This is a genomic window from Variovorax sp. GW822-FHT04A09 (assembly GCF_058801005.1).
The window spans coordinates 237,266-249,716 of sequence record NZ_JBXAMV010000002.1 but is presented as its reverse complement, the minus strand read 5'-3'; the positions used below and the strand labels follow the sequence as shown (position 1 = coordinate 249,716).

Genomic DNA, 12,451 nt, shown 5'->3' with positions numbered 1-12,451 from the left:
GACATTGGTGAAGACCATGCGGTGATGATGATTCCTCCCAAGTCCCTCGCGGCCCTTGCCGCGCTGTGCCTCGCGATGGTGGCCTGCCCGGCACAGGCCGCCGACCCGTTCACCGTGCAGGACATCCGCCTCGAAGGCCTGCAGCGCGTCGAAGCGGGCACGGTGTTCGCAACCCTCGGCCTGAAGGCCGGCGACATGTACAGCGACGACCGCGGCAGCGCGGCGATCCGCGCGCTGTTCGACCTCGGACTGTTCAAGGACGTGCGCATCGACGTGAACGGCCGGGTGCTCGTCGTCATCGTCGAAGAGCGCCCCACGGTGGCCGATGTCGACTTCGCGGGCACCAAGGAGTTCGACAAGGCGGCGCTGCAGAAGGCGCTGCGCGACATCGGGCTGGCCGAAGGCCGGCCTTACGACAAGGCGCTGGCCGACCGCGCGGAGCAGGAGCTCAAGCGCCAGTACATCGGCCGCAGCCTCTACAACGCACAGGTGGTCACCACCGTCACGCCGCTGGAGCGCAACCGCGTCAACCTCACGTTCAGCGTGACCGAGGGCGAGCCGGCGCGCATCACGCGGGTGCGCGTGGTCGGGCAGCAGGCTTTCGACGAACGCACGCTGCTCGACCTGTTCGACCAGGACAGCGGCGGCTGGCTGGCCTGGTACACGAAGTCGAACCAGTACGCGCGCGCCAAGTTCGACGCCGACCTGGAAACGCTGCGCGCGTTCTACCTGACGCGCGGGTACCTCGAGTTCCGCATCGAGTCGACGCAGGTCGCGATCTCGCCCGACCGGCAGACACTCGAACTCACCGTCAACATCAGCGAGGGCGAGAAGTTCGCGGTGGCCGGCGTGAAGCTGGCGGGCAACTACCTGGGGCGCGAGGACGAGTTCAAGTCGCTCGTCACCGTGCGCCCCGGCGCGCCCTACAACGGCGAGGACGTGGCGGCCACCACCAAGGCCTTCGCCGACCACTTCGGCACCTTCGGCTACGCCTTCGCGCGCGTGAAAGCCGAGCCCGAGATCGACCGGGCCCAACGCCGCGTCGTGATGGTGCTGAACGCCGAGCCCGGGCGGCGCGCCTATGTGCGGCGGCTGAACATCGGTGGCAATGCGCGCACGCGCGACGAGGTGATCCGGCGCGAGTTCCGCCAGTACGAAGGCGCCTGGTACGACGGCACGAAGATCAAGCTGTCGCGCGACCGTGTGGACCGCCTGGGCTTCTTCACCGAGGTGAACGTCGAGACCGCCGAAGTGCCGGGCAGCAACGACCAGGTCGACCTGAACGTCACCGTGGCCGAGAAGCCCACCGGCTCGCTGCAACTCGGCGCGGGCTACTCGTCGACCGACAAGATCTCGCTGAGCTTCGGCATCACGCAGGAGAACGTGTTCGGCTCGGGCAACTACCTGGGGTTGCAGGTCAACACCAGCTCGTACAACCGCTCGGTGTCGCTCACGGCCACCGACCCGTACTTCACGAAGGACGGCATCTCGCGCACCTTCAACCTGTTCCACACCACCACGCGGCCCTACTACGAGGCCGACGGCAACTACAAGCTCGCGAGCGACGGCGGCTCGGTGCGCTTCGGGCTGCCGGTGAACGAGCTGGACACGGTGTACCTGGGCATCGGCGTCGAACGTTACTCGTTCACGCCGGGCACCAACGGTTCGTACACGCTGGTCAACGGCTCGTATGTCTACACGGCCACGCCACAGGCCTACCTCGACTACTTCCAGTGCACCGGCACGGCGCCGAGCGTGGTGTGCGCGGGCAGGAACGTGGTGGGCATCCCGGCCACCGTCGGCTGGTCGCGCGACGACCGCGACAGCGCGCTGGTGCCCACGCGCGGGCGCCTGCAGAGCGCCAACCTCGAGCTGGGCGTGGGCAGCGAACTGCGCTACCTGAAGACCAACTACCAGTACCAGCAGTACGTGCCGCTGTCCAAGCAGTACACGCTGGCCTTCAACGGCCAGCTCGGCTATGCGAAGGCGCTGGGCGGCAGCAGCTTCCCGATCTTCAAGAACTTCTATGCGGGCGGACTCGGCTCGATCCGCGGCTTCGAGCAGAACTCGCTGGGCCCGACCGACGCGGTCACCGGCGGCTCGCTGGGCGGCACGCGCAAGGCGATCTTCAACATGGAGCTGACCACGCCCTTCCCCGGCGCGGGCAACGACAAGTCGCTGCGCCTGTACACCTTCTTCGACGCGGGCAACGTGTTCGCCGAACGCACGGCGAGCATGACCGACGCGCAGTGGAAGGCGCAGAACCGCCTGCGCGCCTCAGCCGGCCTGGGCATCAGCTGGATCTCACCGCTGGGCCCGCTGCGCCTGGCGTATGCGGTACCGATCGTCTATCAGAAGGAAGACACGGCCAATGGCATCGCGGCCGACCGCACGCAGCGCTTCCAGTTCCAGATCGGCACGTCCTTCTGAACCGGCCCGCACGCGCCATGAGCCGCATCCTGCTGGTGGAAGACGGACGCGAGATCGCGTCGCTGCTGCTGGGCCCGCTGCAGCGCGCGGGCCACGAGGTGGAGCAGCTCGGCGATGGCGCCGCCGCGCTCGATCGCATCCTGCATGCGCCGCCCGCGCTCACGCTGCTCGACGTGGTGCTGCCGCGCATCGACGGGCTGCAGGTGATCGCGCAGGTGCGCGCGCGCAGCGACCACCCGATCATCGTGCTGACGGCGCGCGCGCACGAGGCCGACCGGCTGCGCGGCTTCGACCTGGGCGCCGACGACTATGTCTGCAAGCCCTTCTCGCCGCGCGAGGTGGTGGCGCGCGTGCACACGGTGCTGCGCCGGCGCGCGCCGCCCGACCCGGACGTGGGCATGGCCTCGCCGGCCGTGGCCTTCGACAGCGCGATGGGCCATGCCTGGCTGGAGGGCCGGGCCCTGGCGCTCACGCGCCGCGAGCTGCTGTTGCTGCGTGCGCTGTCGCGCGAACCGGGGCGTGTGTTCACGCGCGCCAGGCTGCTCGAAGCGGCCTTCCCCGAGGCGCTGGACGTGAACGAGCGCGCGGTCGACGGGCACATCAAGAACCTGCGGCGCAAGCTCGCGGCCGTGTCGCCCTCGCACGGCTGGATCCGTTCGGTCTACGGCGTGGGGTTCAGCTTCGCGCAGCGGCCGGGCTGAGGGCCGGCCTGGCCTTGCATGCGCCGTGGTCGCGCGGCGTGCGGCCTTCGCTGCCCCTTTGCATGATCGGCGCGAGCGTCGCCAGGCGGGAGTTGCGCACCTCGGCCTGCCGTACCTCCGCGCAGGCGCCGCGTGCGGCGACGCCGATGCCCAGCGCCAGGCTGCACAAGGCCAGGCCGCCCGCGCAGGCGTGAGCCAGCGCGCGCGCCGCGGCGCGCGGCGTCATCCGCCAATCGGCAGGCGCAGCGGACGCGGCGGGCGGGAGCGGCATGCGCAACACCGCTCAGCCTTCCGTGCGCGGCGGCACCAGCGCGCGGATGCGGGCGAGGCCCTCGGGCGTGCGCGGCCGCATCGGCCGCACGCCGCCCACTGGTGCCGGCCCTGTGCGGGGCTGCGGCGGGCGCTCGGTCACCGGGCGCGCGGCGGGGTCGACCACCAGTGTGAGCAGCGCGACGTAGCGCCGGCCCTCCTCGCGCACCGCACCCAGCACCGTGTCGCCGGCCCGCAGCGCGATGCCGTCGGCGCTGTTGAGCGTGTCGCGCAGCCGCGCGCGCTGGTAGCTGGAGACCTGCGTGTAGAGGAACTCGCTGAGCGCATCGGGCAAAAAGAACTGCGTCGTGAGCACGGCGCGCTCGCGGTGGTGCACCTTGACGTGGATGTGCGTGGTGCGCCCCGCATACCAGCCCGGGTAGAGCGTGGCGAACGTGGCTTGCCCGTCGAGGTCGGTGCGCTGGCTGCCGCGCAGGAAGGCCTGGCCCTCGAAGCCGCGCGTGCGGTCGTCGCCCTGCCCGCCGAAGCCCGAGTAGTTGCCCTGCGCGTCGCAGTGCCACAGGTCGGTGCGCAGGCCGCGCAGCGGTCGCCCGGCGGCATCGAGCACCCGCAGGCGCACATCGAGCGGCACGCCCTCGCGGCCGTCGGTCAGATCGGTGCGGAAGTTCGCGAGGTCCAGGTAGTACGGGCCCTCGGTGGTCTGGGCGGTCAGCGGGAGCTTCTGCGCTGCGGCGGCCTCGGGGGCGGACGCGGCCAGCCCGGCCGCGCCCATCGCAGCCAGCAGGCCCCGGCGCCCGATCGCTTCACCGGCCATGGGCCACCTCCCCCGTCTTGGCCGGTGCCTGCACGCCGGAGGCCCGGGCCTCGGCCCAGACCACGAGCAGCGTCCACACATGCGCGACGCCCCAGAACAGCGCCGCCAGCAGGAACAGCAGCAGGTCGATGTCGGTGTCGCCCGGGGGCGTGGACGGCGGCGCCGCGTGCCCCGGCGGGCCCCAGGCGAGCGCGGCGACGGCCAGTGCGCGAAAGGCGGAGGTGGAAGGGGCGCGGTGCGTGTCCGGTGTCATGGCGGGCATCGTGCGATCCGAATCGGGAGAAATGTGGGAGAGGCACGCAAGGACGCGTCTCCCAGATTCCTCCCCAATCGGGCGCCATGATCGGCGGCTTGCCCATGCCATCCCCGCCCCCGAAACGCATGCCGCAGAATGCGGCCATGCCCCCGCCGCCGAGCCCATGCCGCGCCTGACCCTCTCCCGCAAGATCTTCCTGGCCCTGGCCGCCCTGCTGATCGTGCTGCTGCTGAGCTTCGTGGGCTTCTCGATCGTCGCGCTGCAGCGGGGCCTGGGCGCCTACGTGGCCGAGATCGAGATCCGCCGCATGGACTGGCTCTCGCAGCTCCTGCTGAAGCACTACACCGCCAACGGCGACTGGAAGAAACTGCGCGACAACGACGACGCCTGGCACCGCCTGCAGCTGGGCCAGTCGGCGATGGTGATCGACGGCGCCGCCACGCCCGACGACCGGCGGCTGCCGCCCTGGTACGAGCGCCGTGCGCCCGGCACACAGGGCGACGGCGCGCCGCCGGCAGAACCGTCCAGCGGGCTCTCGCCCACCGCCTCGCCCCCGCCGCCGCAGCTCGACCTGCTGCCCCGCCGCTTCCTGATGCCGCCCCCGGGCTTCTTCCCCGGCCTGGCCGGCCCGCCCGACTCGATCTTTCGCCGCCTCGCCGTGCTCGATGCCCACGGCGCGCTCGTGGTCGGCGCGACCATCGACCCGGAGAACGCCGCGCGCCGGCCGATCCGCCACGGGCGCACCGTCGTCGGCTACCTCGCGCTCGCGCCGATGCAGGGCCTGGAGAGCGAGGCCGACCGCGCCTTTCTCGCGCGGCAGTCCGGCGTGATCGCGCTCACCGGGCTGTGCGGCCTGGCCTTTGCGCTGGTGCTGTCGTGGCTGCTGGCGCGGCGCTGGTTCCAGCCGATCGATGCGCTCACGCAGGCCGCGCAGGACGTGGCGCGCGGGCGGCTCTCGACGCGCGTCGCAGTCCACGGCTCGGACGAACTCGCGCTGCTGGGCAAGACCTTCAACGACATGGCGCAGCGCCTGGACACGGCCGAGGCCTCGCGCCGCGCCTGGCTGGCCGATGCGGCGCACGAACTGCGCACGCCGCTGGCCGCCATGCGCGCGGAGATCGAAGCGCTGCAGGACGGCGTGCGCAGCTTCGACGAACGCACCGCGCTGCGCATGCACCGGCAGGTGATCCGCCTCGGCCAGCTGGTCGACGACCTGCGCAGCAGCATGCGCGAGCCCCAGAGCGACCTGCTGAAGGCGCCGGTGTATCCGCTGTCGCTGCTGAAGGAGGCGCTCGACCACACGCGCGACCGCTTCGCGCAGCGCGGCATCGCGCTCGACCGCGACGCCCTCGACCGCATCGCCGCCTCGGCCCAGCCGGTGATCGACGGCGACGCGCACCGGCTGCACCAGGTCTTCATGAACCTGCTGGAGAACACGCTGGCCTATACCGACGCCGGCGGCCAGCTGCGCATCGGCGTGAGCGTCGAAGGCGCATGGACCGGCAATTGCCTCACGCTGGTGTTCGACGACAGCGCACCGGGCGTGCCCGAAGAAGAGATTCCGCGCCTCTTCGACCGCCTGTTCCGCGGCGAGACCTCGCGCAGCCGCGCGCTGGGCGGCTCGGGCCTGGGCCTGTCGATCTGCCGCGCGACCCTCGAGGCGCACGGCGGCAGCATCGAGGCGGCGCCCTCGCCGCTGGGCGGGCTGCGCATGACCCTCACCCTGCCGCTGGCAGCTTCCGCATGACACGCATCGTGATCGTCGAGGACGAACTCGACATCGCCTCCGTGGTGCAGGACTACCTGCGCCACGCCGGCTACGACACCGAACATTTCGCCGACGGGCAGAGCGCACTCGAACGCATCGTCACCGCACCGCCCGACCTCACGCTGCTCGACATCATGCTGCCGCGCCTCGATGGCATCGAGGTGCTGCGCCGCGCGCGCGAGCACACGGCACACCCGATCATCATGCTCACCGCGCGCATCGAGGAGGTCGACCGCCTGCTCGGTCTGGAGCTGGGCGCCGACGACTACGTGTGCAAGCCCTTCTCGCCGCGCGAGCTGGTGGCACGCGTGCGCGCCGTGCTGCGCCGCACCGCGCCGGCCGTGGCCGCACAGGGCGCGCCGGACGATGCGCCCGGCCTCGTGCTCGACGACGTGCACTGGCGCGCCTCGCTCGACGGCACGCCGCTGAACCTCACGCGCCGCGAGTTCGGGCTGCTGCAGGTGCTGTCGCGGCACCCGGGCCGCATCTTCTCGCGCGCCCGGCTGCTGGAGCTGGCCTACGACGACACTGTGGACGTGACCGAACGCGCCATCGACAGCCACGTGAAGAACCTGCGCCGCAAGCTCGGCGCGGTGACGCCCGCGCACGACTGGATTCGGTCGGTGTATGGCGTCGGCTTCGCATGGGAAGCGCCGCCGCCGGCCTGAGCGGCCAGGCTAGTTTTGTCGAGGGGCTGCCGCGCGAATTTGCGTCGCCGTCTTCGCCCAGGTCTTCTCCAGCATCCGGGAAAGATAGGACGCCGACTCCCAGCCGACCTGCAGCGCGATGGACAGCACCGAGTCCCGCGTGGTCTGCAACAGGTACACGGCCCGTTCGATGCGCTGGCGCTGCAAGAACTCCAGCGGCGAGATGCCGTGCTTCGCGCGGAAGATCCGCTCCACCTGCCGGCGCGACAGCCGGTGCTGCTGGGCAAAGGCGTCGAGCGACAGGGGCTGCGCCAGATCGCGCAGCATCGTTTCGGCCAGCAGCTCGGCCACCCACAACGCCGGCGAGGCGTCGCCCTCCGACAACGGGTTGGCGCTCAGGCGCGCGGCCTCCATCACGAGCGCGCCGCACAGCACGTAGTTCTCGCTGTCGCCGGCACGGGTCGATTCGAACATCCGCTGCGACAGGGCGCCCAGCGCGGTGCTGCCCGCGCGCATGCCTTGCGGGGGCCGCACGACGCCCTGCGCCTGCAAGGCCGTGGCCCACAGCGCCGGATCGACGTAGACCGCGACATGGCGCTGGCCGGCGGTGAGCGTGGTCGTCGAATGCGCGCTGCCCGCGGCGAACCAGACGAAGTGGCCGGGCCCGAGGCGCTGCGCCTCGCCCTGCGCATCGCCCACGCTGAAGCGGCCTGCGATGGGCACGAACAGCATGTCGCAATCGTGCACGTGCGCGTCGGTGGCGTAGTGGTCGCGGGTGTTGGCGACCATCGTCGCCTGGTGAGACAGCCGTTCGACGAACAGCGATTGGCGGGGCGGCGGGTGGCTGGAAGTCAGTGGCATGGCCGTTCCTTGTCGCATTCGAAGCCGCGCATGTCGCAATCGGGCGCACGCGTTGGCGCGCGCTCCACAGAATCGGAAGGACCACTCCTGCAAGAAGACCCCATGACTACTCAACCTCTGCGCCGCGCGCTCCTGGGCCTGGCTGTCGCCGGTGCCCTGTACGGGCCGACCGCCTCGTGGTCGGCCTCCGATCCGGCCTACCCGGTGAAGCCGATCACCATCATCGTACCCTTCCCCGCAGGCGGCGGAACGGACGTGATCTTCCGTTCGGTGCAGCTGCGGCTGCAGGCCGCGCTCGGCGTGTCGGTCATCATCGACAACCGCTCGGGCGCGGGCGGCACCGTCGGCACGGGCTTCGGCGCGAAGGCGAACCCCGACGGCTACACGCTGGTGGCCAGCACCACGACCACCATCGCCTCGGCCGATGCGGTGTACCCCAAGCTCCCGTACGACCCGCTCAAGGACCTGGTGCCGATCGGCACCATCGGCACCACGCCCTTCGTGCTGGTGGTCACGCCCGCGCTGGCGGCGCGCACCGTGAAGGACTTCGTCGGCTACGCCAAGGCCAACCCGCAGGCGCTCAACTACGGCAGCATCGGCAACGGCAGCCTGAGCCACCTGGCGGGCGAACTCTTCAAGCAGCGCACCGGCATCGAGATGACACACGTGCCCTACCGCGGCGCCGCGCCCGCGCAGGCCGACCTGATGGCAGGCCAGATCCAGGCACTGTTCGACAACCCGCCCGCGCTGCTGGCGCAGGTGCGCGGCGGCCGCATGCGGGCGCTGGCCATCAGTGAACCGTCGGCGGGTTTCGCCGACCTGCCGACTTTCGAGGCAGCCGGCATCAAGGACTTCAAGCCGCAACTCTGGTATGGCCTGATGGCACCGGCCGCCACGCCGCAGCCGGTGGTGCAGCGCCTGCGTGCCGCACTCGACACCGCGATGAAAGACCCGGCCCTGCGCACCGACATGCTGGCCAAGGGCGTGACGCCGTGGAGCGTGCGACCCGAGGTGTTCGAGGAACAGATCCGCGGCGACATCAAGCTCTGGGGCGGCATCGCGCGCTCGGTCAACGCGAGGGCTGATTGACGATGGCTGCGATTTTTTCTGCGCCCGGTTGCCGGAACATCCGCGTGTTCGTCGGCCCCGACAAGGCCGCCGGCGGCAACCCCGCGCCGGTCTGGCTCGATGCCGACGCGCTCTCCACCGCACAGATGCAGGAGCACACCCGGCTCAGCGGCCATGAGTCCGTCTTCGTGCTGAAGCCGACCACACCGGCGCACCGGCTGCGCATGCGCTACTTCGTGCCGAAGCACGAGATGGAAATGTGCGGCCACGCCACGGTCGGCGCGCTGTGGCTGCTGCACCGGCGCGGCGAATGGGACGGTGCGCCCGTCGCGATCGAAACGCTCAGCGGCACCGTCACGGGCCGGCGGGTCGATGGCACGGTGCAGATCAGCCAGCCGCGCGCCACGGTGGAAGAGGTGACGCAACAGCGGCTGGTCGAAGACATCGCGCAGTGCCTGGGCATCGAGGTCGGGCAGATCGTGGGGCCGGTGCTCAACGCCGCCACCAGCCGGGTCAAGACGCTGGTTCGCCTGGCCGACACCGCGCAGCTGCACGCCTTGCGCGTCGACTTCGCACGCGTCGAATCGCTGTGCGAACGTCTCGGGTCCACCGGGCTGTATCCCTATGCCATGTCACGGGACGAAACCGACACGGTCAGCGCACGGCAATTTCCCAAATCTTCCGGCTACCCGGAAGACGCCGCCACGGGCATCGCCGCCGCCGCGCTGGCCTGGGGCCTGCGCCACCTGGGGCTGGTCGGCCACGAGGCGCTGTCGGTGACCGTGCGGCAAGGAGAAGCAATGGGTTCGCCCTCCGCGATCCACGTGGGATTGCCATGGGATGCGAACACGCAGGAAGGCTGCTGGGTCGGCGGCGAGGCCTGCGATGCGCAACCCGAAGATTTCTTGCTCGACCAGCTGTGCCCACCTGAAGTGGCGCGGGCCAAGCCATCGGGTACTTACGCCACATTCGCGAGGGCCGGCAGTCTGCTGCACACGAGCGGCGTGGTGGCGCGCGAGAACGGCCAGGTGATCACAGGCCGGCTCGAAGGCCTCGACGATGTGCCGCGCGGCCAGCGGGCCGCAGTGGCGGCTGTCGGCGCCCTGCTGCGCGCGGCACAGGACGAGCTCGGCAGCCTCTCGCGCGTCGTTCGCGTCGTGGCACTGAACGGCTACCTCCAGGCTTGCGGCGACTTCAAGGACCACGCCCAGGTGATGGACGCAGCCTCGGCGGCCCTGCAACGGATCTTCCCCGAGACCCCCCTGCCGGTTCGCACCACCGTGGGCGTCGCGTCGTTGCCTCGCGGCGGCGTGGTCGAGGTGTCGATGGTGCTCGAGACGCGCGACTAGGCCCGCTCCTTCCCGGCTTTTTCCACGGGAGGCAGCGCAGCGTGCCCGCTCGTCACCACCGCCGAGGTGGCGGGCCGCCTCAGCCCCAGCGCGCCTTCGAGCATCCGCAGGATGGTCTCGCGGGCCAGGTCGAAGTCGGCCGGCTCCAGCGCCTGCTTGCCCAGCAGCATGCGCATCTGCCAGGCGAAGTCGGCGTAGGTCTGCGTCATGGCCCACAGCGTGAACAGCAGGTGCGGCACCGGCAGCGGTGCCACGTCGCCATTCGCCATCCAGCGGTTCAGCACGGCGGCTTCGGCGCGGAAGGCGGGCACCAGCTTGGCCTCGATGTCGTCGGCGCATTGCGGCGCCTGCGAAATGATTTCCTGCGCGAACAGCCGCGAGCCCGAAGGGTGGTCGTACGAGAACTGCAGCTTCTGCGTGACGTAGCGCTCCAGCGCGGCATGCGGGTCGAGGTCGGCATCGGCCAGGCTGTTGAGGTTCGACAGCCACGAGTCGAGCACGTCGTTGAACACGCGGCTGTACAGCGCCTTCTTCGAGGGGAAGTAGTACAGCAGGCTCTGCTTGGAGATGCCCGCGTCGGCCGCGATGTCGTCGACCGACACGCCGCCGTAGCCGTGCAGCGCGAAGCGTTCCTGCGCCACCGCGAGGATGGCGCTCTCGAGGTTCTGGCGGCGGGCCTGGCGCTTCACGGCGGGAGGACGCGCCGCAGTTCGCAGGGGTGGCGCAGCACTCATGGGTTCTTCATCCGCGCCAGGAAGCGCACCAGTCGCTCGTCGCCGCAGTGCGCGACGTTGAAGCGATACCAGGCAAAGGGCTGCGGCATGTCGCCGAAATCGGTCGCGGCCGCGAGCGGCAAGCCCTGCTTGCGCGCCTCCTGCAGCACCGCATCGCTCGATGGACGAGGCTCACAGCCGGGCGGCCAGCCTGCGCAGAGAAAGGGGCCGCCATCGGGCACGCACAGCGCCTGCAGGCCCGCGCCGGTCAGCAGCGACAGCGTGCGCTCGCCGGCGATCTTCAGCGCGGTGTTGAGCTTCTGCAGGAAGCGCGGATAGCCGGCATCGGCCAGCACCTCGCAGGCCACACGCTCTTCGAACTCGCTCGGCCCGAGCGTGGTGTGCAGACAGCGCAAGGCCGCATCGTCGACCCAGTGCTGCGGCAGCAGCACATGTGCAAGCCGCAACTTGGCCGAGAGCGTGGTCGACACGCCACCGACCTGCGCCACGCGCTGCAGCCCGTCCATCGCGGCAAGGCTGGGCGCCTGCAACGGCGAGAGCCCGCGCCAGGTGTCGAGCTCGATCACGCGCAGGTCGTGCCGCTCGGCCGCCTGCAGCGCCTGGTGCGCGCCCTGCGGGCTCATGCACACGCCCAGCGGATTGGAAACTGCCGTCGACAGGAACAGCAGGCGCTGGCGGCTTGCCGCAGGCAACAGCACGGCATGGCTGTCGAGCGCGGCGATGTCGAGGCAGCCGCCGCGCCGTGGCACTTCGAGCATGCGACGGCCCAGCGTGCGGATCAGGCTGCGCAGCTGGCGCGGTGCGGGCGACTCGACCAGCACCGCGTCGCCGGGCTCGGTCCAGGCCTGCAGCAGGCACATCGTGGCGCCGAGGCTGCCGGCAGCCGTCATGACCTGCTGCGGGCCCAGCGCGGGCAGCTCGGCGCGATGGCGCGCGGCGATCAGTTCGCGCAGGCGCGGCAGGCCGAAACCCTGGCGCGTGCCGCTGTCCCATTCGGGGGCCGAGCGCGCCACGCGGCGCATGGCTTCGCGCACCAGGTCATCGCCCCGGTATTCGGGGGGTGGCGGGCGGTCGTGGGCCGTGGCGGTGTCGGTCATGCGCGGCACCGCATCGGCGTCGTCGGGTGCCAAGCGCGAAGGCCGATGCAGCACGTAGTAGCCGCTGCCCGGCCGCGAGGCCAGCACCGAGCGCGCGCGCAAGGCGCTGTACGACTCGGTGACGGTGAAGGTGCTGATGCCCAGCTTGCCGGCCAGCGCGCGCACCGAAGGCATCTTGGTGCCGGGCGCCAAGCGCCCGTCGATGACGCGCAACTCGACCCCCACCACGAGGCGCTGCGCCAGCCCGAGGCCGGGCGCGGCTTCGTCCATGTCGCCCATCAGGCCCTGCATCCAACCGGCACCGGCGGGCGCCGGCTGGCGCAGCGCCGACGCGTTGCTTGAACTCTGCATCACCGGGTCTCCTTGAGAAACGCATGCGGCCTGTCTGGACAGGGTTTGCCCTGGGCAACTGTGCTGGGGAGTGCACCAAACAGCATGGTCGGCAGCGGCAAACAC

General features: G+C 70.9%; 12 protein-coding genes. 6 read left to right on the top strand and 6 right to left on the bottom strand.

Annotation, left to right across the window (positions count from 1 at the left end; translation table 11 throughout):
- Positions 1-27: 27 nt before the first annotated feature.
- Together bamA and AC1RLW_RS12250 are read left to right on the top strand one after the other, a co-directional pair.
- Positions 28-2,430 carry an outer membrane protein assembly factor BamA gene (gene bamA / locus AC1RLW_RS12255; RefSeq protein ID WP_493193951.1) on the top strand — a complete coding sequence of 801 codons (2,403 nt, stop codon included), beginning with the start codon at positions 28-30 and terminating at the stop codon, positions 2,428-2,430.
- Between the two features lie 17 nt (positions 2,431-2,447).
- A complete protein-coding gene (locus AC1RLW_RS12250) occupies positions 2,448-3,131 on the top strand; it encodes a response regulator (protein WP_493193217.1) in 684 nt (227 codons plus the stop codon).
- On the opposite strand, the gene AC1RLW_RS12245 is transcribed toward AC1RLW_RS12250, so the two are convergent.
- The 3 genes from AC1RLW_RS12245 to AC1RLW_RS12235 are packed head-to-tail and all read right to left on the bottom strand — an operon-like array spanning position 3,106 to position 4,477.
- Positions 3,106-3,411: a hypothetical protein gene (locus AC1RLW_RS12245; RefSeq protein WP_493193215.1), complete on the bottom strand. Its 306-nt coding sequence runs from the start codon at positions 3,409-3,411 to the stop codon at positions 3,106-3,108. The genes AC1RLW_RS12250 and AC1RLW_RS12245 overlap by 26 nt on opposite strands.
- A gap of 3 nt (positions 3,412-3,414) precedes the next feature.
- The gene (locus AC1RLW_RS12240) at positions 3,415-4,215 is read right to left on the bottom strand and encodes a dioxygenase family protein (RefSeq protein ID WP_493193214.1); all 801 of its coding nucleotides are present in this window, start codon (positions 4,213-4,215) and stop codon (positions 3,415-3,417) included.
- Complete coding sequence (locus tag AC1RLW_RS12235) at positions 4,205-4,477, bottom strand: hypothetical protein (RefSeq protein WP_493193213.1); 273 nt, start codon at positions 4,475-4,477, stop codon at positions 4,205-4,207. The genes AC1RLW_RS12240 and AC1RLW_RS12235 overlap by 11 nt, the downstream gene beginning before the upstream one ends.
- A gap of 157 nt (positions 4,478-4,634) precedes the next feature.
- Here AC1RLW_RS12235 and AC1RLW_RS12230 point away from each other — a divergent pair, with 157 nt between their 5' ends.
- Positions 4,635-6,218, top strand: coding sequence for an ATP-binding protein (locus tag AC1RLW_RS12230; protein ID WP_493193211.1), 1,584 nt, complete (start codon positions 4,635-4,637; stop codon positions 6,216-6,218).
- Positions 6,215-6,907, top strand: a complete 693-nt coding sequence (locus tag AC1RLW_RS12225; protein WP_493193210.1) for a response regulator — start codon at positions 6,215-6,217, stop codon at positions 6,905-6,907. Before AC1RLW_RS12230 ends, AC1RLW_RS12225 begins: the two co-directional genes overlap by 4 nt.
- Positions 6,908-6,916: 9 nt before the next feature.
- Here AC1RLW_RS12225 and AC1RLW_RS12220 read toward each other — a convergent pair whose 3' ends face one another.
- Positions 6,917-7,747: a helix-turn-helix domain-containing protein gene (locus AC1RLW_RS12220; RefSeq protein WP_493193208.1), complete on the bottom strand. Its 831-nt coding sequence runs from the start codon at positions 7,745-7,747 to the stop codon at positions 6,917-6,919.
- 102 nt (positions 7,748-7,849) lie between these two features.
- Here AC1RLW_RS12220 and AC1RLW_RS12215 point away from each other — a divergent pair, with 102 nt between their 5' ends.
- Positions 7,850-8,836 carry a Bug family tripartite tricarboxylate transporter substrate binding protein gene (locus AC1RLW_RS12215; protein ID WP_493193207.1) on the top strand — a complete coding sequence of 329 codons (987 nt, stop codon included), beginning with the start codon at positions 7,850-7,852 and terminating at the stop codon, positions 8,834-8,836.
- 2 nt (positions 8,837-8,838) lie between these two features.
- Entirely contained in the window at positions 8,839-10,164 is a 1,326-nt protein-coding gene (locus AC1RLW_RS12210) for a PhzF family phenazine biosynthesis isomerase (protein ID WP_493193205.1), read from the top strand.
- Here AC1RLW_RS12210 and AC1RLW_RS12205 read toward each other — a convergent pair.
- Both AC1RLW_RS12205 and AC1RLW_RS12200 read right to left on the bottom strand, forming a co-directional pair.
- Complete coding sequence (locus AC1RLW_RS12205) at positions 10,161-10,898, bottom strand: TetR family transcriptional regulator C-terminal domain-containing protein (protein WP_493193204.1); 738 nt, start codon at positions 10,896-10,898, stop codon at positions 10,161-10,163. The genes AC1RLW_RS12210 and AC1RLW_RS12205 overlap by 4 nt on opposite strands.
- Positions 10,895-12,346, bottom strand: coding sequence for an aminotransferase-like domain-containing protein (locus AC1RLW_RS12200; protein WP_493193203.1), 1,452 nt, complete (start codon positions 12,344-12,346; stop codon positions 10,895-10,897). The genes AC1RLW_RS12205 and AC1RLW_RS12200 overlap by 4 nt, the downstream gene beginning before the upstream one ends.
- Positions 12,347-12,451: the final 105 nt, after the last annotated feature.

Coding starts and splice junctions, on each gene's coding strand:
- AC1RLW_RS12215 (WP_493193207.1), top strand. CDS start 7,850: ATGACTACTCAACCTCTGCGCCGCGCGCTCCTGGGCCTGGCTGTCGCC.
- AC1RLW_RS12235 (WP_493193213.1), bottom strand. CDS start 4,477: ATGCCCGCCATGACACCGGACACGCACCGCGCCCCTTCCACCTCCGCC.
- bamA (WP_493193951.1), top strand. CDS start 28: ATGATTCCTCCCAAGTCCCTCGCGGCCCTTGCCGCGCTGTGCCTCGCG.
- AC1RLW_RS12225 (WP_493193210.1), top strand. CDS start 6,215: ATGACACGCATCGTGATCGTCGAGGACGAACTCGACATCGCCTCCGTG.
- AC1RLW_RS12205 (WP_493193204.1), bottom strand. CDS start 10,898: ATGAGTGCTGCGCCACCCCTGCGAACTGCGGCGCGTCCTCCCGCCGTG.
- AC1RLW_RS12200 (WP_493193203.1), bottom strand. CDS start 12,346: ATGCAGAGTTCAAGCAACGCGTCGGCGCTGCGCCAGCCGGCGCCCGCC.
- AC1RLW_RS12220 (WP_493193208.1), bottom strand. CDS start 7,747: ATGCCACTGACTTCCAGCCACCCGCCGCCCCGCCAATCGCTGTTCGTC.
- AC1RLW_RS12230 (WP_493193211.1), top strand. CDS start 4,635: ATGCCGCGCCTGACCCTCTCCCGCAAGATCTTCCTGGCCCTGGCCGCC.
- AC1RLW_RS12210 (WP_493193205.1), top strand. CDS start 8,839: ATGGCTGCGATTTTTTCTGCGCCCGGTTGCCGGAACATCCGCGTGTTC.
- AC1RLW_RS12250 (WP_493193217.1), top strand. CDS start 2,448: ATGAGCCGCATCCTGCTGGTGGAAGACGGACGCGAGATCGCGTCGCTG.
- AC1RLW_RS12240 (WP_493193214.1), bottom strand. CDS start 4,215: ATGGCCGGTGAAGCGATCGGGCGCCGGGGCCTGCTGGCTGCGATGGGC.